Origin of the sequence: Gracilibacillus sp. HCP3S3_G5_2, assembly GCF_052063305.1 — a bacterium.
Lineage (GTDB): Bacteria > Bacillota > Bacilli > Bacillales > Amphibacillaceae > Gracilibacillus.
In genome coordinates, this window is record NZ_JBQHXU010000002.1 from 74,692 (window position 1) to 93,323 (window position 18,632).

Below are 18,632 nucleotides of genomic sequence, written 5' to 3' on the forward strand. Positions count from 1 at the left end.
ATCCTTACTTTTCTAGATACTTGCGAATGGAGACTTCATCCATCAACATTAAATTTTTTTTATTTTCAAATTGCTTAATTTGCTCTTCTTTTTTTTTGATAATTTTGTCCATTTTTTTCACTTCTATATAATGTTCCGTAACATGCTCTTGTAATTGATTCATATACTTTCTGGCTTTATCCACCTTTTTTTGTACACTTATTATAGAAGGTATTAAAAAATCCAAATATTGGTGGTACGATTGTAATGTTTTGATTGCTGATTTGTCTGACAAGGATTGCCTGTAGTTTTCTTCAACTAACTCTTTCTTTTTTAACAAATCGTATAACTGACTAGCATACTTTTCAAATTCCGCCGCAGCTTCTTGAAATTTAAGCTGTGCATCTTTTTTTTCATTTTCTCTAATCATTCTAATCTTTTCATAACCATGTAATGGATTCATTAGGATCTACTCCCTCTTACCAATTCTTCTAATTGCTGTAGGGCTGTTTGTTCATCTACATTTTCTGTCATATCTTGCTTTAAGACATTTAAAATTTTTGGTTGAAGTTGAATCGCCTGGTCAACAATTTGATTGGTCCCTTTCTTATACGCACCTATTTGAATTAATTCTTCATTATCTTGATAAGTAGCTAGAACGGAACGAATGTTTTGTGTCAAATCGAGTCTCTCTTTTGATACAATCTCTGGCATCACTCGACTAACTGACTGCAATACATTAATTGCTGGGAATTGTCCTTTTTCTGCTAATTTTCGATCTAGTATATAGTGACCATCTAGTATACCTCTTGTTGTATCAGCTATCGGTTCATTAAGATCGTCACCATCAACGAGCACCGTATAAAAAGCAGTAATCGAGCCAGTTTTACTTGTACCCGTTCTTTCTAAAAGAGATGGCAACATCGCAAATACTGATGGCGTATATCCTTTTGTTGTCGGTGGCTCACCAATTGCCAGCCCTATTTCTCGTTGTGCCATCGCTACTCTTGTTACAGAATCCATCATTAAGTTCACGTCATATCCCAAATCTCTAAAATATTCCCCTATTGCTGTGGCAGTATATGCTCCCTTAATCCTCATTAGAGCGGATTGATCTGATGTTGCAACCACAACGATTGATTTTTTTAAACCTTCAGGACCTAACTCGCGTTCAATAAATTCCTTCACTTCTCGACCACGTTCTCCAATTAGGGCAATTACATTAATATCTGCGTTACTATTACGAGCTATCATCCCTAAGAGTGTACTTTTTCCTACTCCACTCCCTGCAAAAATCCCAATTCGTTGCCCTTTTCCAACAGTCAGCATTGTATCTATTGCCTTTACTCCTGTTCGGACTGGCTCCTTAATTCTCGGTCTTTCGAGTGGATTAGGCGGTGCTTGTTCAGTTGGATACTCTTTTAAACCTTTTGGTAGGTGAGAACCATCCAATAGTTTCCCAGTGGAATCGATAACCTTCCCTATTAATGCTCTCCCTATTTTAATTTGCAGAGCGTTTTTGCTAGCTTCGACTAAACAACCAGAAGCAATGTTATGTAATGTCGAATATGGCATTAACAGCACTTTTTTTTCATAAAAACCAATTACTTCTGCCATTATCTTTTCATTCTTTTTTTTGGTGTGTATATAACATACTTCACCGATACGAGCTTCAGGGCCTCTGGCTTCAATTAATAATCCAATCACACGATCTACTTTTCCGTAACGTTTGTAAGAATCTGTTTGATCTATCTCATTGAGTATCATTTGTGTTTTCACGTGTGATCTCCTCCACTACATGAAAAAGTCTGGTGCTAATCTCTTCTAGTTGACTATCTACAGAAGCGTCAATTCTACCATATGGTGTTTCTATTATGATCTGTTCTCCTTGTAACTCTATAGAAGGTAATATCATAAATTCCATTTCATCGTGGATAATGGAACGCAGTTCATCCTTATTTTCTATTAGTAAAGGATAATACTTACTTGAGACAAATAACTTGATGCTTGAGCGATCTTTCACTTGTTCTATTAAGGATCTAGCAATTCCAACAAATTTGTCCTTATCTTCCTCAATGGATTGTTTTAAAATCTTTTCTGCTACAGCCAAGGCAATTTGAAGGACTGTTTCATCACTTTCCGCAATCATTTTATGATATTCCTTTTTGGCAGTACCAAGGACTTCGACAGCTTCATTTATTAATTGCTGAAATTCTTGAACGCTATCTTCCTGCCCCTGCTTAAATCCTTGTTGGTAGCCTTCTTGCTGGGCCTGTTCAATATAATGCTGCTTTTCTTCCTCCCATGCTTCGCGTAATTCATTTATTTCTGCATGAGTAGCTTCTTTCAATTGATCGGTTTGGGACAATGTTTCACTGTATTGCCGTTTTGCTTCGGCTATTTGCTGATAGATATTTTGTAATGTTTCTTGAGCGCCTTGTTTAGACAAAGTTGGATCTGTTGTTGGGATTTCAATTTTTCTTAATTTAATTTGCTTAGGTGGCAATGAATTATTAGACAATAATATCATCTCCTCCACCTCTGGCGATGACAATTTCTCCAACTTCTTCCAATCGTCTTATAACTGATACGATACGGGATTGTGCTTCTTCCACATCACGTAACCGGACAGGACCCATAAATTCCATTTCTTCTTTAAATGTTTCTGCCATTCTTGTAGACATATTATTAAAGACAATCTCTTTCACTTCATCACTAGCCACTTTTAAAGCTAATCGCAGGTCGTCATTTTCAACATCACGAATAACTCTTTGAATAGCTCGGTTATCAAGTGTAACAATATCTTCAAATACGAACATTCTTTTCTTAATCTCTTCTGCTAATTCAGGGTCATCTATTTCAAGTGTATCTAAAATAGTCCGTTCTGTACTTCTGTCCACTCCATTTAAAACTTCCACAACTGCTTGAATACCTCCAGTTTGGGTATAATCCTGTGAAACAGTGGTAGATAGTTTTCGTTCTAATATCTGTTCAACTTCGGAAATAATCTCCGGCGATGTGGAATCCATCACCGCAATTCTCTTTGCAATATCCGCCTGCATTTCTTGTGGTAATTCTGACAATATTTGGGCTGATTGTTCCGAATCCAGATAAGATAGAACTAGTGCAATAGTTTGTGGATGTTCATTTTGAATAAAATTAATAATTTGATTAGGTTCTGCCTTTCTAGCAAAGTCAAATGGTTTTACTTGTAAGGAGGACGTTAATCTGTTAAGGATATCAGCAGCTTTATCCTCGCCTAACGCCTTTTCAAGTACCGTTTTTGCGTAAGAAATTCCACCCTGCGAAATATAATCCTGTGCCATTGCTATTTCATGGAATTGTTCTAAAATTTCATCCTTTTGGGTGCCATCCACTTTTTTTACCGATGAAATTTCTAGGGTTAACTTTTCAATCTCCTCTGGTGTTAAATGCTTATACACTTGAGCAGAAACATCCGGACCTAATGAGATTAATAAAATAGCAGCTTTTTGTTTACCCGTTAGCTGTTGTCTTTTTGCCATGGTTATTAACCTCCTTTAATCCTCTGTAATCCAGCTTCTTAATAATTTCGCAAATTCTTCCGGTTTTTCCTTAGCGTATTTTTCTAATTGCTTTCGTCTCATTGAAGAATCAGAATCATCTGAGTATGTATCTGGTGATACTGCTTGTTCTGGTACTTCTGATGTTTCTACCTGTTCAATAAACTCATCTTCCTCTTTTGAACGTCTTCTTAGCATCCATATCAAAACAATAATAGCTACTAATAAAATACCGCCTACTATATATACCCATGTAGGAATACCTGGACTAGCTATAGGATTTGCTAATGTATCTGTTCCTTCAAATGGTTGGAAAACAATAGATACTTTCTCATCAGGAGCGATTTCTTCTCCATATGATTTATCAATAGAAGTAGAAATAATTGAATTTAAGATCGAAGCAACACTTTCCTCTACTGCCAATTGTTCTTGTGCTGTAAGTTGTTCCACTTCTCCATCTTCTAAAAGACGAGTATTATCAATTGCTACCTGTATTCCTAAATCTCTGATTTTGTATGGACTCTCCACAATTTCTCGTTGAATTCGATTAAATTCATTATTTACGGATTCTTTAACAAGCTCATAATCACCAATGTTCCCTTCCAATCCAGCTGGATAATTGGCGATCTCACCTTCTTCCACACCAACTGCGCCATCTTCCGGTTGAGCACCTGTAAATGATTCCGTAATCGTTTCTATACTAACTGGTAACGTGTCATTATCTTCATCAACTGGTTCAACCAGTTCTTCCACTCGTTGCTCTTGGGTAAAGTCGATATCTGCTGTTGCTGAGATAGCTACTTTATCCATTCCAATCATGGAACCTAACATTCTTTGAACATTTCGTTCGATATCTTTTTCAATCTCACCTTTAATTTGTTGTTGAGATGTGTAGGAATCACTTCCTGCTATGGCATTTTGATTATTCAAGTCAAAATATTCAAAATGTTGGTTCATTATAACGATATCATCGGTAGATAGATTTGGTATTGATTTTGATACAAGGTGATAAAGAGCATTCACTTCACTTGGTTCAAATTGATAGCCTGGTGCTGTTTGAATAACAATGGAAGCTGTGGATGGCTGCTGTTGATCACTAATAAAAACTGGTTCCTGCGGAATATTAAGATTCACTTCAGCTCCATTAATTCCGTCAATTTGTGTAATGAGATTTGCTAACTCTGTTTGCATCGCATCTAGCTTCATAACTTCAAATTCATTATCTGTTACACCCCAGGAACTGTTCTCAGCAAAAAAGGAATAATCAATGCTTCCACTATCTGGTATACCTTGTGCCGCAAGATCCACTAAAAGTGAATCTGCCATTGACTCAGGAACCTTCACTCCACTGCCAGCATCCGTTATTTCATATGCAACACCACGCGCATCAAGTTCCTCGGTAATTTGGCCTACTTCTTGGATTGACAAGTCATTATAAAGTGGAACCATATCACTTCGTGAAGAGGTCATTACTGTGATGAGGATAATGACAGCGAATAATACTCCAAATCCACCTAAAAGTAACCATTTTTGTTTTTTTGACATCGATGCGTAATAATTAGTTGCTTTGTCCTTGTATTGTTTTAATTTCTCGTTCATTTTGTGCCCCCAAAAATAATTACTTGCTTACAACAATGAATAGATTAGACTTGCATTCTCATTACTTCGTTGTATGCATCGACCATTTTTTTCTGAACTTCTACACCAGTTTGTAGCATAATACTAGCTTTTTGTGCGGTTATCATTACATCATGTAAATCATCAATTTCACCCTTGGCTAGTGCTTCTGTCTTTTGGTCTGACTCATGCTGTGCTTTATTAATGCTTTCAAGGGCTTGCTTTAGGTTATCAGCGAATGCTTGTTGTGCTTCACCTACTGTCTGTCTATTTTGTCCGGTTTGCAACGAATTTGACTGTATGTTTTCTAAAGAATATATGTTCATTATGTACTCACACCCTTAACTTTTTTTATTTACCAATTTCTAAGGCTTTCATGAGCATTGTTTTCGAAGCATTTAAAGAGGTAACATTTGCTTCATAAGATCTTGTTGCACTCATCATGTCAACCATTTCTTTTAAAGGATCTACGTTAGGCATTTCTACATAACCATCTTCATTCGCATCTGGATGGTTAGGGTTATAGATTAACTTGAATGGCTCTACTTCATCTTCTATAATCTGGGATACTTTCACTCCATTTCCGGTACTCTCTCCTCTTTGAGTACTACGGTTAAGAATGGAAGAAAAGTTTTGGTCTTTTGGACTGAACACTGTCATTTTTCTTCGATATGGTTCATATTCTCCGTCTGCATTTACTGTTGCTCTTGTTGTATCTACATTTGCAATATTGGATGAGATAGTATCCATTCTAAGACGTTGAGCAGTCAGACCACTTCCGCTAGTATTTATTGCACCAAATATAGACATAATCAATTGCCTCCTCTAATAACGCTTTGTAAACTATTAAATTTTCCGTTAATTCGATCTACTAATCCTTGGTAATAGATTTGATTTTTTGCTAGCTCTGTCATTTCTTTATCGATATCAACATTGTTTCCATTATGGTTGTACATTGTACTGTTGTCCGTGGTTATTCTTATATCCGATTTTTCTGTTGAAAATGGGATATGTCGTTCATTTGTTCTCGTTGCTTGAAAATGATTAGATAATTCATTTTTTAAGACATCATTAAATTGCACTCGTTTTGCTTTATAATTAGGTGTATCTGCATTCGATATATTATGAGCTATCGTTTTATTTCTTACAGATGCATACTGGAGTGAATTTTCCAGCGTTTGAATGGTCCCGCCAAATAAAGACATAATATTCCCCTCACTTTTTATTAAACCGTCATAAAAATACTTTTTCTATCGAATATTGTAAAGTAAATAATCTATCCTGTCTATGACTTATCGTCATATTCTTACTAAAGTAGTGTATTTTTTTTGAAAAAACAGGACTTTAGTCTTGTTTCTACGTGCTTATTTTGTGATTTTTTGATCTTTTATGTCGGATTGAGCATTACGAATTAAGCGATATTAATTAAAAACAAAGAATAAAAAAGATCTCCTCTTTAAAGAGGAGATCTTTTTTTTAGTAAGCATAGAATAAAATGGTGCTAAAATCTATCGTGGATAAGACAATCAATGTACTTTTTTTAACCATTTTGCTTTTTTAATTCTGTTAAGAATTTATCGTTTAAAACTTTAATATACGTCCCTTTCATCCCTAAGGATCTTGACTCGATCACGCCTGCACTTTCTAATTTTCTAAGTGCATTGACAATTACAGAACGTGTTATCCCAACTCGATCAGCAATTTTACTTGCTACAAGTAATCCTTCGTTACCATCTAACTCTTCAAAAATATGTTCAATTGCCTCCAGTTCACTGTAGGATAATGAGCTTATTGCCATTTGTACTACTGCTTTACTACGTGCTTCTTCTTCAATTTCCTCTGTTTTTTCGTGAAGGATTTCCATTCCAACTACGGTTGCACCGTACTCTGCTAATACCAAGTCATCTTCATCAAAACTAGCTGATAAGCGACTTAAAATAAGTGTCCCCAGTCGTTCACCACCACCAATAATCGGTACGATTGTTGTTAAACCATTCTTAAACAGGTCACGATTTTCTACTGGAAAAGCGGTATACTCACTGTCGATATCAATATTAGTTGTCGTAGTAGATATGTTAAATAAATTATCTGTATAGGTTGGAGGGAATTGTCTTTCTTCCAACATTCTTTTCATTCGCTCATTTTCAATCTGTTGATTAATGGCAAATCCTAATAATTTTCCCTTGCGGCTAACAATAAATATATTTGTTTCGATAACATCCCTTAGTGTTTTCGACATTTCTGTAAAATCAACAGATTTGCGCTTTGTTTTTTGAAGCATGGCATTGATTTGCCTTGTTTTTTCTAATAATTGCATATTTTTCACCATCCAAATTATAAAATAAATTGACTTAAATCTTTATTTTTCGCTATTGATTTTAATTTTTCATTTACATAGTTCTCGGTTATTTCGATATTTCCAATTCCGATATCAGAAGCCTCATACGATAGTTCTTCCAATAGCTTTTCTAAAATCGTGTGTAGTCTTCTAGCGCCGATATTATCTGTTTCCTGGTTTACTTCAAAAGCTATTTCCGCTAAACGATTAATTGCTTCCTTCGTAAAGGAAATAGTTATTCCCTCTGTCTCTAGCAAAGCCTTATATTGCTTTAACAATGCATTAGAAGGCTCAGAAAGTATACGTTTGAAATCTGCTATTGTTAATTTTTCAAATTCTACACGTATCGGAAAGCGTCCTTGCAATTCTGGGATAAGATCAGAAGGTTTCGCCATGTGAAAGGCACCGGCAGCTATAAATAACATATGATCTGTTTTTACTGGTCCATATTTTGTCACAATGGAAGAACCTTCTACAATAGGCAAAATATCGCGCTGCACTCCCTCTCTTGAGACATTTGCCGACTGTTCTTGTTTGACTGCTATCTTATCCATTTCATCGATAAAAATAATCCCTGTTTGCTCGGCTTTTTCAATTGCCTGTTGTGTCACTTCATCTATGTCAATTAATTTTTGGGCTTCCTGATAAGCTAAAACTTTTCTCGCTTCTTTCACTGTTAAGGTTCGTTTCTTTTTCTTTTTTGGGAATAGCTGTCCAAATGCATCCTGCATATTCATTCCCATTTGTTCCATCCCTGAACCTTGCAACATATCGAACATATTCGGTGCTTGTTCTTCTACTTCTATAGTAACATTCCGATCTTCTAATTCGCCAAGCTCTAATAATTTTTTGGTTTGTTGTCTTTGTTGTTTAATATTTTCCTTTTCTTCTGAATCATTCGTATTTTCTGTGTTAGTTTGATGTTGATTTGGATTCATGAAAATGTCGAATGGATTTTTGGAAGTTGTTGTTTTCTTTTTAGATGGCACAAGAATTTCTACAAGTCGCTTATTCGCAAGTTGTTCGGCTTTTTCTTTCACATCCTCCATCGCTTCTTCTTTAACCATTCTCACAGCTGTTTCGACAAGATCACGAACCATTGATTCGACATCACGACCTACATAGCCAACTTCTGTATACTTAGTGGCTTCTATTTTGATGAAGGGAGCGCCAACTAATTTCGCTAATCGTCTAGCTATTTCTGTTTTACCGACACCTGTTGGACCAATCATTAAAATATTTTTAGGCACAATTTCTGCTTTTAATTCATCTGGCAATTGCATCCGTCTGTACCGATTTCTAAGTGCCACTGCCACTGCTTTTTTGGCATCCTGCTGACCAATTATGTACTCGTCTAATCGTTCCACAATTTGTTTTGGCGTTAAATTGAGCATCATGTGCACCACCCACCCTTTCTTATTCTAGTTCTTCTAAAACTAGCTGATTATTTGTAAACACACAAATTTCACCTGCAATCTCCAGAGATGCTTTTGCAATTTCTTTTGCTTCCATGTCTGAAGCATATTTCTTTAACGCTCTGCCTGCACTTAAAGCATAATGGCCGCCGGATCCAATTGCTAGAATACCATCATCAGGTTCGATTACTTCACCTGTACCTGACACTAATAACAATTCCTGCTTATTCATTACGATTAACATCGCTTCAAGTTTCCTTAAATATTTATCATTTCGCCAATCTTTTGCTAACTCAACAGCAGCTCTTGATAAATTGCCATCATATGCCTCCAGCTTCGTTTCAAAGCTTTCAAAAAGAGTAAACGCATCTGCTACAGAACCAGCAAAACCTGCCAAGACTTGATCTCGAAATAATTTTCTTACTTTTTTTGCTGTGTGTTTCATCACCACTTGATTACCAAACGTCACTTGCCCATCACCACACATTGCTGACTTGCCGTTATGTTGAATGGCAAATATGGTGGTCGCATGAAATGAATCCATTCTGATTCCTCCTATCGACTTGCTCTCGGATGAGCTGTTTTATAAACTTTGTTTAATCGATCTTTTGAAACATGTGTATAGATTTGAGTTGACGATAAATGAGAGTGTCCTAGTAGTTCCTGTACTGCTCTTAAATCCGCTCCATTATCCAGCAAGTGTGTAGCAAAACTATGTCTTAATTTATGGGGATGGATATGTAAAGTTATTGCTGCTTCTTTCACTAATTTATTAATGATTAACCTAACTCCTCGTGCTGTTAACGGATTTCCTCTGGCATTAAGAAATAGTACATTTTGGTGGTTGCTTTTTTCGTTAATAAGTTTTGATCGGCTTTCCTTCACATAATGATGTAGTGCTATATTAGCATAATCTCCGAAAGGAACATATCTTTCTTTGTTCCCCTTACCTGTTACTAGAATAGTCTGGAGGTCAAAGTCTATACTGTCTATTGTAAGTTGAACACATTCACTGACACGAATACCTGTGCCATATAATATTTCCAATAATGCAATATTTCTTTTCCCTAGCGCTGTACTTTGATCGATTGACTCTAGAAGCACTTTCATTTCTTCTTGATAAACAAACTCAGGAATAGTATGAATTGGTTTAGGTAAGTGTAAATGAACAAACGGATTCTCTGTCACTATTTGTTCTCTTAATAAAAACTTATAAAACGATCTTAAGCTGGAAATGTGGCGATTAATCGATCGTTTCGATAAATCTTTATCATGTAATGCAGTTAGGTATGTACGAATCATACGATAATCTACATCTTCTAATGCCTGAATATTTTCTGAACTTAGAAACTGAAAAAAATCAGCAATATCTTTTTCATATGCTTCAATCGTCAGTTTTGATGCATTTTTTTCGATTTGTAAATAATCTAAGTAAGCGAGCCAATATTTAAAAAAATTCATAAGTCACCTCTAAATGCGTTAAAATATTAACACAATAGATTCAAGTCTGCAATTAAATTTACAAAATTGTCATTATTACATTGATTCCCTTTTCATTAACGCTTTAAACAAAATGGTTTTGCTATCTATATTTATATCATAACATTGATAGAAACTTTACAAAATATTTATGATTGCTCTCCAATCGTTACACAGTTCACTGTCCGTCTACTCCTTGTTATGCTGAAAAGCGGGAATCCAAACTCCTATTTCCGGGTACTTTGATAAAAAAGGTGATTCTGAGTTGCGTCAGAATCACCTTTTTCTTTACCTTGAGTACACTCTATTAGCATTTGTTGTTACTTAACCTTGTGGTTCTTCTTTATAGTCACATGCTGAGCATTGTACTTGCACTTTCTTTTTCGATTTCTTCTCAATTAACATATGGTTACATTTAGGGCAATCTCTTCCTACCGGTTTATCCCAAGAAATAAATTCACAGTCAGGATAATTATCACAGCCATAAAAGGTTCTGCGCTTCTTTGTTTTTCTTTCTACAATATTACCATCTTTACAATTAGGACACTTAACCCCGATCTCTTTTAAGATAGGCTTCGTGTTTCGGCAGTCCGGAAAATTAGAGCAAGCTAAAAACTTCCCGTATCGGCCCATTTTATAAACCATTTCATGACCGCACTTTTCACAATTTACACCTGCAGGTTCATCGCGAATTTCGACCTTCTCCATTTCTTTTTCTGCCTTCTTCAATTGTTTTTCAAACCCAGAGTAAAATTGATCAATAATTTTTACCCATTCTGTTTTCCCCTCTTCAATAGCATCTAAATCACCCTCCATTTTTGCAGTAAAGGCGACGTCGATAATTTCGGGGAAAAATTCTTCCGTTAGCTTGATAACAATTTCTCCTAATTCCGTTGGAACAAATCGTCTATTATCAAGGGCAACATAACCACGTCTTTGAATCGTGTCCAATGTAGGAGCATACGTTGACGGTCTACCAATTCCTTTCTCTTCCATTGTTTTTACCAGCCTAGCTTCTGTATATCTTGGAGGTGGCTGAGTAAAGTGTTGATTTGGTGTGATTTTTTCAGCTTTTACCGTCTCTCCCTCTGTTAAATCAGGTAACCATTTATCTTTTTGTTTTTGCTGATCATCTGTTCCCTCTATATACACTTCCATAAAACCTTTAAATTTGATCTTCGAACCAGTCGCCCTGAACTCCACACCTTGATTTGTTAGGTGTACCGTCATCGTATCCATAACGGCTGGTGCCATTTGACTAGCAATAAATCGTTCCCAAATTAACTTATATAATCTGAATTGATCACGTGACAAGACTGTTTTTAAAGATTCAGGATCTCTTAATGCATTTGTTGGTCGGATTGCTTCGTGAGCATCTTGTGCTCCTTCCGCCTTTTTTGCTTTTTGTTTGAAACCAGTAAATTCTTTCCCGAATTTATCTTCAATATATTGGTGCGCTTGAGATTTTGCAGTATCCGAAATTCTTGTTGAATCTGTACGCATATATGTTATAAGACCTGTTATACCGCCTTCACGCTTACCAAGATCAATACCTTCATACAATTGTTGTGCTACCATCATCGTCTTTCGTGCACGGAAATTAAGCTTCCTTGCTGCTTCTTGTTGTAAAGATGATGTTGTAAATGCAGGAGATGGGTTTCGTTTCCTTTCCCTTTTATTTACTTTTTCTACTAAAAAGTCATTACCTTTTAACGTAGCTAAAATATTATCTACATCATCTTTTGAATGAAGTGCTTTTTTCTTACCATCTATTCCGTAGAAAGTGCCATCAAATGATTGTTTCCCTTTTTTAAATAGAGATTCAATACTCCAATATTCCTCTGGTTTAAAGTTTTTAATTTCATTTTCGCGATCAATAATCATTTTAACCGCAACCGATTGGACACGTCCGGCACTGAGACCTTTCTTCACTTTTTGCCAAAGAAGAGGACTGATATTATAACCAACTAAGCGATCTAGAATTCTCCGTGCTTGTTGTGCGTCTACTAAATCCATATTGATCGTTCGTGGATGTTTAAATGAATCCTTTACAGCATCTTTGGTAATCTCATTAAATACTACCCGACACTCAGAATCTAAATCAATATTTAAACTGTGTGCCAAATGCCACGCAATCGCTTCTCCTTCACGATCAGGGTCGGCTGCAAGAAAGATTTTATCCGCTTTTTTTGCAGCGGTTTTTAAATCTTTTAAAACAGGGCCTTTTCCTCGGATGGTTATATATTTTGGCTCAAAGCCGTTTTCAACATCCACACCCGTTTGACTTTTTGGAAGATCCCTTACGTGTCCCATTGACGCTTTTACTTTATATTTTTTTCCTAAATATCTTTCAATAGTTTTGGCCTTTGCCGGTGATTCAACAATTACTAGATATTGTGCCATATTACTTACACCCTCCCAAGAGGCAAAATCATTTCATTTTATTTATATTATTGTATTTTGCTATTTGATATGATAAATCTTCCCTATTATTAAATACTTTGTTAGTGTTTGTCAAACAAAGTATTAAGAATTTCATTTATTTTCCTGCAAAATTTCTCCTTTTAAAAGATATTCTTCCAAAATGTCATTGCTCGTTTGCACTAATTTTGCTCCCTCTTTTATAAGCTGATTACATCCAGTACTCGTTTCAACCAATATTGATCCTGGTACTGCAAAAACTTCTCTCCCCTGCTCTAATGCCTGATCAACAGTAATCATCGTCCCACTTCTTTCTTTTGCTTCAATCACAAGTGTTCCAAAACTTAGTCCACTAATAATTCTGTTTCTTTCAGGGAAATGATGTTTTCGCGGAGGTAGATCTGGTGGATATTCGGATATGATTAAATTTTGTTTTGATATTTGGGTAAATAAAGATAAATGCTGCTTCGGATATACATGATCGAAACCACTACCTAGTACTGCAATTGTAGGAATTTGGTGTTGTAAAGCCAACTGGTGCGCAAATCCATCAATTCCTATAGCCATCCCACTGGTAATAAGAAAATTGTATTGAAATAACGGAATAAGGATATTAGCCATGATCGACTTTGCAAATTTTGAGGGGTATCTTGTACCTATAACACTGAGATTAGGTGAATGTGAAAGTAGCTTTGGATTTCCGTAGAGGTATAAAACTAAAGGAGGATCGGGAATGTCTCTTAAATTGACGGGGTAATCTTCACTAAAGATGGTTAGTACATGATATGTCTTTACATAACGAACAATTCTTTTTTTAAGTGACTTATCATGTAATTTTCTTACTATAATAGAGGCTTTTCTCTCATTTATTTGGAATTTTTCCTTCCATTGTTGTACATTCCATTCATAAACCTGTTCAAACTCTGGTGCTACCTTCATTACCTGTTTGATCAACCTTCGATTTGTTCCTATAATGTAATGTAAGTGAATTAATCTCCATTCTTTATTCTCCATTCATACACCTCTTTTTATATAGAAATAAGCTGAGAATCCTCTCAGCTTATTCCCTATTTATTAATGAGTCTTACACTTGTCATAAAGACCTTTCTCTTTTAAGACATTGATTAATGTCTCACCCATAACGGAAGGTGTTTCAGCTACTTCAATACCACAAGCATTCATCGTTTTGATTTTTTCTTCAGCAGTACCTTTTCCACCTGAAATAATCGCCCCTGCGTGTCCCATACGTTTCCCAGGAGGCGCAGTTGCACCACCGATAAAGCCAACTACTGGTTTTTTCATATTTGCTTTTACCCATTCAGCTGCTTCTTCCTCTGCTGTACCACCAATTTCACCGATCATCATAACGGCTTCCGTTTGAGGATCTTCATTAAAAGCTTTAAGCGTATCGATAAAGTCTGTACCATTAACAGGGTCTCCACCGATACCAACAGCTGTAGATTGACCGAAACCTTTCTCTGATAATTGGTGCACTGCTTCATATGTTAAGGTACCGGAACGTGAAACAACACCGATATGACCTTTTTTATGAATATAGCCCGGCATAATACCAATTTTACATTCTTCTGGTGTGATGACACCAGGGCAGTTTGGTCCTACTAATCTCGTTTTCTTACCTTCCATGTAACGTTTTACCTTCACCATATCCATAACCGGAATATGCTCTGTAATACAGATTACTAGATCTAATTCAGCATCCACTGCTTCCATAATAGCATCTGCAGCAAATGGAGCGGGTACATAAATTACCGAAGCGTTTGCACCTGTTTCCTTAACAGCATCTTCTACTGTATTAAATACAGGTACCCCTTCTACCTCAGTACCACCTTTTTTTGGTGTAACTCCGCCAACAATTTTGGTCCCATATTCTAACATTTGTTTTGTATGGAAAAGTGCTGTCGAACCAGTAATACCTTGAACAAGCACTTTGGTATCCTTATTGATAAATACACTCATGTATTGGATCCTCCTTTTTCCCTTAGAGATAAATTTTATGCTTCATTAACAAGTGCTACTATTTTTTCGGCACCATCTGCCATTGATTCTGCAGCTGTAATATTTAGTCCAGAATCAGCTAAAATTTTCTTACCAGCATCTACGTTGGTTCCCTCAAGACGTACTACTAAAGGAATAGTTAAACCAACTTCCTTCGTTGCCTGTACGACACCTTCTGCAATAACGTCACACTTCATGATTCCACCGAAAATGTTTACAAAAATACCTTTTACATTATCATCCGATAGAATAATCTTGAATGCTTCCGTAACTTTCTCTGCAGTTGCTCCGCCACCAACATCCAGGAAGTTAGCAGGATCTCCGTTATAATGTTTAATAATGTCCATTGTTGCCATTGCAAGACCTGCACCATTTACCATACAGCCAATATTACCATCGAGTGCGATATAGCTTAGGTCATATTTAGATGCTTCGATTTCTTTTTCATCTTCTTCATCTAAATCGCGGTATTCCACAATATCTTTTTGACGGAATAGGGCATTATCGTCAAAGTTAAGCTTCGCGTCTAATGCTAATACCTCACCATCACCTGTCGTAACAAGTGGATTAATTTCAGCAATAGAGCAATCTTTTTCGACAAAAACTTGATATAACCCCATCATAAATTTAACCGCTTTCGACAAAAATTCTGCTGGAATATTAATATTAAAAGCAAGACGTCTTGCTTGATATGGTAATAAGCCAGTTACAGGATCGATCTCTTCTTTAAAGATTTTTTCTGGTGTTTTTTCTGCTACTTCTTCAATTTCAGTACCACCTTCTTCAGATGCCATCATCGTCACACGTGAAGTAGCACGATCTAGAACAAGACCAATATAGTATTCTTTTTGAATGTCACAGCCTTCTTCAATCAGCAAACGCTTTACTTCTTTTCCCTCTGGTCCTGTTTGATGTGTTACTAGTGTTTTTCCTAAAATTTCATCAGCATATGTACGGACTTCGTCGATATTTTTAGCTACTTTCACACCGCCTGCTTTTCCTCTTCCCCCAGCGTGAATTTGAGCTTTTACAACAGATACTGCTGATCCTAATTCTTTTGCAGCTTCTACAGCTTCATCAACTGTGTAGGCTACTTTACCGTTAGGTACAGCAACACCGTAACTTCGCAAAATCTCTTTGCCTTGGTACTCGTGAATATTCATCTTTCATCCTCCCATCAATTAATCACTGCATTCTCATTGTATAAAAAAGTTACTGGAATTGTCTAGAAAATACTATTAATATTTCTAGCTTTTTTCTAAAAATAGAATTGCTAGATTATTTTTGGATCATCAACAAATAATAGCAGAAATGTCTAAAAGGCTTAAGCGAGATCACTGTTTCTTTATGCACTAGCAATCTATTCAAAGTGCTTCAGCTGAACACTATCGGTTCATTTTCCGTAGTGATTCCTGCATCTTAGGTAGCTCCGGTCCCATTAATTCCGCTTTTTAAGCGAGGGCTCTTCGCTTTTCTTTGCTGCTTTTTGGTCTACTTGATAAATATAAGCGAAGACTTCTGCGACCACCTGATACAATTCCTCTGGTATCTGTTCATTTATATTAAGTTCTGATAACAGCTCCACTAGAGATGGATCAGATTGAATCGGAATATTGTTTTCATTGGCTCGTTCTATAATTTCCTCTGCAATATACCCTTTACCAATTGCTGTTACTTTTGGGGCAAGATCGGTTTCCGTATCAAAACGTAATGCCGCGGCACGTTTTCGGTGTCTTTCCTGCTCTGTCATATACGGAAATCAATCCCTTCTCTTTTCATCGTTTTATATGTTGCATGATTGTTGTTAATGGCACCATGCTGCTCATTATTGGATAATGCTTTATGAGTAACAGTAGATAAATGATAATCTAATTTGGACAATTGGTCTTTAAGCAAAGGCTTAAAGTTATCCATTAAGGCTTTGATCCCCTGTTGATCATTGTACACGGAAATATGCACGATCCTTTTTTGAATCGACATGGTAATCATCGTCTCACCGATAGTATTTAGATGAAGATGGAACAATACCCGACAATATTCGGGGTCAATCTCTTCACTATTACTACGCTTTTTCCCTTCAAATTCCATCCGAATATCAGAGGCTAGACCAAATCGTTCACCAGGAATTTGAAAACTTTGCTGCGTAATGGCTTGTCCATCTTGTACCATATTTAATTGCATACCAGTTATGCTATGAAGCAGACGCTGTATCTGATTACTCACTTCATAGTTTTGTGAATTCACTGCTAATAAATTTTGTTTTAATGAATAATCCATTTCTCTTACTTGAATGTTAGCTCGTTCTGCTTGATTGATCACTTGACGAAACACCTGCAATAATTGATCTTTATTCAATACCTTCTCACTATGTTCTAATGATAGAACGACTTGCCGAACTAAGGTTTGAGCTGGTTGCGGTATTTGTTGTAAATTAATTCGTTGGATTATCTCAGTTACTTGGGCACTTTGAGAAGCAGTAGGTTGCACTTGTGCAAGCCATTGCTGTATTACTTGTCTATCTTGTTGGGACATGCTCGTCATCATTGTATGTAGTAGGTTACCAACAGTAGTTGTTGTACCAGTGGAACGAATCGATTGCGCTAATAATGCTTCATCTTGAATACCACTAGTTTGCAAAAAATGCTTCATCATGTGTGAAAATTGATCTCTAACCGATAGAGATGAAGGATTTACTGCGTTTAGATGTAACAATAAAGTACGAGCAACTTTTTGTTCTGGTTGTGATAGTTGCTGTGAATCGAGCTGTTGAAAAATCGAATAAACTTGTCGATCCTGGGCCACATTTAAATCCGATGATTGTAACCATTGACGAACAATTAATTGGTCTTGTTGTGATAATACATGCATGGATTGTTGAAAAAAGGCTTGATGCTGCACAGCATTTTTTAACGTATTAGTGACCGTTCCTTGCTCTATCATTTGACCTAAGCGTTGTAAAAAAGATGAAATTGCTTGCCTTTCTCCCTGCGAAAGGGATAATTGCTGCTTCAGGATTTGATTTAGATGCTCTGTCATTGCTTCTAATTGATTCTTCGTTAGACTTTGCCCTGATGTTAACTGCTTTATCAATGTTGGTTGATCCTGGAACAAATTAGGTAATAATTGTTGTAAGTCAGGCTGATGGGTATGAATAAATTGTTGTAACATCGATTGCGCTTGTGACGATCCAAAAGAACCAAAAATGGAAAGTTGCTGTTGTAAATGTAGTAGGGAGGGATTACGCTCCCCTAGTTGCATTAATTGCTGATATAGTTGGTTCATTTGTGTACCAAGTTGTGTTGATTGAAATGCTTGTAAACTCCTGAATACTTGTTCTGTTAATGGTAAATGGGATTTTATCATTGTAATTAGCAATTCACGGTTGTTAGGATTAGCACCGAATTGTTCCATCAGATTAACAGCTGTTTGTGCATCTTTATATGTAAAAGGAATATGCTGATTAACTAGTTGTTGAATGAAGGCCTTTAACTGGCGGTTGTTCCCTAAACCAATTTGCTGCATTAATTGATCACTTAATGGTTTGTTACTTTCAATATGTAATTCACTAATTTTTTTTAATTGGATAACATCCCCAACAGATGTTACTTGAAAGAGGTAGTTCTGCTTGGCCGATAGTGCTGTTTCCAACTGAGCGACCACTTGTGATCCTCCTAACTGGATAGCTGCTCTTTGGTTCGGATATATTTCAAGTACTTTTCCATTTAAAATTTGTCCTGGTTTGAAAGCATTTTGTTTCGTGTTTATGCTTGCATTTTCAGAACGAGTGATACTTGAAAGATTATTGTGCATTGAGCTACCTCCTTT

Annotated in this window: 18 protein-coding genes; all 18 read right to left on the reverse strand. The window is 36.3% G+C overall.

What is annotated here, in order from left to right:
- Nucleotides 1-4: 4 nt before the first annotated feature.
- A complete protein-coding gene (fliJ, locus tag ACTNEP_RS02770; protein ID WP_441160073.1) occupies nt 5-442 on the reverse strand; it encodes a flagellar export protein FliJ in 438 nt (145 codons plus the stop codon).
- Nucleotides 442-1,758 (reverse strand): flagellar protein export ATPase FliI, encoded by a 1,317-nt coding sequence (gene fliI, locus ACTNEP_RS02775; RefSeq protein WP_441160075.1) that lies wholly within the window; start codon nt 1,756-1,758, stop codon nt 442-444. The genes fliJ and fliI overlap by 1 nt, the downstream gene beginning before the upstream one ends.
- Nucleotides 1,733-2,500 (reverse strand): flagellar assembly protein FliH, encoded by a 768-nt coding sequence (gene fliH, locus ACTNEP_RS02780; protein WP_441160077.1) that lies wholly within the window; start codon nt 2,498-2,500, stop codon nt 1,733-1,735. The genes fliI and fliH overlap by 26 nt, the downstream gene beginning before the upstream one ends.
- Nucleotides 2,493-3,503: a flagellar motor switch protein FliG gene (gene fliG / locus ACTNEP_RS02785; protein WP_441160079.1), complete on the reverse strand. Its 1,011-nt coding sequence runs from the start codon at nt 3,501-3,503 to the stop codon at nt 2,493-2,495. Before fliG ends, fliH begins: the two co-directional genes overlap by 8 nt.
- Nucleotides 3,504-3,518: 15 nt before the next feature.
- Nucleotides 3,519-5,120, reverse strand: a complete 1,602-nt coding sequence (fliF, locus tag ACTNEP_RS02790; RefSeq protein WP_441160080.1) for a flagellar basal-body MS-ring/collar protein FliF — start codon at nt 5,118-5,120, stop codon at nt 3,519-3,521.
- Nucleotides 5,121-5,164: 44 nt separating this feature from the next.
- The gene (gene fliE / locus ACTNEP_RS02795; RefSeq protein ID WP_441160082.1) at nt 5,165-5,464 is read right to left on the reverse strand and encodes a flagellar hook-basal body complex protein FliE; all 300 of its coding nucleotides are present in this window, start codon (nt 5,462-5,464) and stop codon (nt 5,165-5,167) included.
- A 25-nt stretch (nt 5,465-5,489) separates the two neighbouring features.
- Nucleotides 5,490-5,948 (reverse strand): flagellar basal body rod protein FlgC, encoded by a 459-nt coding sequence (gene flgC, locus ACTNEP_RS02800; protein ID WP_441160083.1) that lies wholly within the window; start codon nt 5,946-5,948, stop codon nt 5,490-5,492.
- Between the two features lie 2 nt (nt 5,949-5,950).
- The gene (gene flgB, locus ACTNEP_RS02805; protein WP_441160085.1) at nt 5,951-6,343 is read right to left on the reverse strand and encodes a flagellar basal body rod protein FlgB; all 393 of its coding nucleotides are present in this window, start codon (nt 6,341-6,343) and stop codon (nt 5,951-5,953) included.
- A 335-nt stretch (nt 6,344-6,678) separates the two neighbouring features.
- On the reverse strand, nt 6,679-7,455 hold the full coding sequence (gene codY, locus ACTNEP_RS02810; protein WP_441160086.1) for a GTP-sensing pleiotropic transcriptional regulator CodY: 777 nt from the start codon (nt 7,453-7,455) through the stop codon (nt 6,679-6,681).
- A gap of 17 nt (nt 7,456-7,472) precedes the next feature.
- Nucleotides 7,473-8,873, reverse strand: coding sequence for an HslU--HslV peptidase ATPase subunit (gene hslU, locus ACTNEP_RS02815; RefSeq protein ID WP_441160087.1), 1,401 nt, complete (start codon nt 8,871-8,873; stop codon nt 7,473-7,475).
- Between the two features lie 19 nt (nt 8,874-8,892).
- The gene (gene hslV, locus ACTNEP_RS02820) at nt 8,893-9,435 is read right to left on the reverse strand and encodes an ATP-dependent protease subunit HslV (RefSeq protein ID WP_441160089.1); all 543 of its coding nucleotides are present in this window, start codon (nt 9,433-9,435) and stop codon (nt 8,893-8,895) included.
- Nucleotides 9,436-9,446: 11 nt separating this feature from the next.
- Nucleotides 9,447-10,352, reverse strand: a complete 906-nt coding sequence (gene xerC, locus ACTNEP_RS02825) for a tyrosine recombinase XerC (RefSeq protein WP_441160090.1) — start codon at nt 10,350-10,352, stop codon at nt 9,447-9,449.
- 342 nt (nt 10,353-10,694) lie between these two features.
- The gene (gene topA, locus ACTNEP_RS02830; RefSeq protein WP_441160091.1) at nt 10,695-12,773 is read right to left on the reverse strand and encodes a type I DNA topoisomerase; all 2,079 of its coding nucleotides are present in this window, start codon (nt 12,771-12,773) and stop codon (nt 10,695-10,697) included.
- Between the two features lie 132 nt (nt 12,774-12,905).
- Nucleotides 12,906-13,805 carry a DNA-processing protein DprA gene (gene dprA / locus ACTNEP_RS02835; RefSeq protein WP_441160093.1) on the reverse strand — a complete coding sequence of 300 codons (900 nt, stop codon included), beginning with the start codon at nt 13,803-13,805 and terminating at the stop codon, nt 12,906-12,908.
- Between the two features lie 60 nt (nt 13,806-13,865).
- The gene (gene sucD, locus ACTNEP_RS02840; protein WP_441160094.1) at nt 13,866-14,768 is read right to left on the reverse strand and encodes a succinate--CoA ligase subunit alpha; all 903 of its coding nucleotides are present in this window, start codon (nt 14,766-14,768) and stop codon (nt 13,866-13,868) included.
- 35 nt (nt 14,769-14,803) lie between these two features.
- On the reverse strand, nt 14,804-15,970 hold the full coding sequence (gene sucC, locus ACTNEP_RS02845; protein ID WP_441160095.1) for an ADP-forming succinate--CoA ligase subunit beta: 1,167 nt from the start codon (nt 15,968-15,970) through the stop codon (nt 14,804-14,806).
- A gap of 275 nt (nt 15,971-16,245) precedes the next feature.
- Complete coding sequence (locus tag ACTNEP_RS02850; protein WP_441160097.1) at nt 16,246-16,557, reverse strand: EscU/YscU/HrcU family type III secretion system export apparatus switch protein; 312 nt, start codon at nt 16,555-16,557, stop codon at nt 16,246-16,248.
- On the reverse strand, nt 16,554-18,617 hold the full coding sequence (locus ACTNEP_RS02855) for a hypothetical protein (protein ID WP_441160099.1): 2,064 nt from the start codon (nt 18,615-18,617) through the stop codon (nt 16,554-16,556). Before ACTNEP_RS02855 ends, ACTNEP_RS02850 begins: the two co-directional genes overlap by 4 nt.
- Between the last annotated feature and the right edge of the window lie 15 nt (nt 18,618-18,632).

Coding starts and splice junctions, on each gene's coding strand:
- xerC (WP_441160090.1), bottom strand. CDS start 10,352: ATGAATTTTTTTAAATATTGGCTCGCTTACTTAGATTATTTACAAATC.
- ACTNEP_RS02855 (WP_441160099.1), bottom strand. CDS start 18,617: ATGCACAATAATCTTTCAAGTATCACTCGTTCTGAAAATGCAAGCATA.
- topA (WP_441160091.1), bottom strand. CDS start 12,773: ATGGCACAATATCTAGTAATTGTTGAATCACCGGCAAAGGCCAAAACT.
- ACTNEP_RS02850 (WP_441160097.1), bottom strand. CDS start 16,557: ATGACAGAGCAGGAAAGACACCGAAAACGTGCCGCGGCATTACGTTTT.
- flgB (WP_441160085.1), bottom strand. CDS start 6,343: ATGTCTTTATTTGGCGGGACCATTCAAACGCTGGAAAATTCACTCCAG.
- fliE (WP_441160082.1), bottom strand. CDS start 5,464: ATGAACATATATTCTTTAGAAAACATACAGTCAAATTCGTTGCAAACC.
- dprA (WP_441160093.1), bottom strand. CDS start 13,805: ATGGAGAATAAAGAATGGAGATTAATTCACTTACATTACATTATAGGA.
- fliJ (WP_441160073.1), bottom strand. CDS start 442: ATGAATCCATTACATGGTTATGAAAAGATTAGAATGATTAGAGAAAAT.
- codY (WP_441160086.1), bottom strand. CDS start 7,455: ATGCAATTATTAGAAAAAACAAGGCAAATCAATGCCATGCTTCAAAAA.
- fliG (WP_441160079.1), bottom strand. CDS start 3,503: ATGGCAAAAAGACAACAGCTAACGGGTAAACAAAAAGCTGCTATTTTA.
- sucC (WP_441160095.1), bottom strand. CDS start 15,970: ATGAATATTCACGAGTACCAAGGCAAAGAGATTTTGCGAAGTTACGGT.
- hslU (WP_441160087.1), bottom strand. CDS start 8,873: ATGATGCTCAATTTAACGCCAAAACAAATTGTGGAACGATTAGACGAG.
- flgC (WP_441160083.1), bottom strand. CDS start 5,948: ATGTCTATATTTGGTGCAATAAATACTAGCGGAAGTGGTCTGACTGCT.
- fliF (WP_441160080.1), bottom strand. CDS start 5,120: ATGAACGAGAAATTAAAACAATACAAGGACAAAGCAACTAATTATTAC.
- sucD (WP_441160094.1), bottom strand. CDS start 14,768: ATGAGTGTATTTATCAATAAGGATACCAAAGTGCTTGTTCAAGGTATT.
- hslV (WP_441160089.1), bottom strand. CDS start 9,435: ATGGATTCATTTCATGCGACCACCATATTTGCCATTCAACATAACGGC.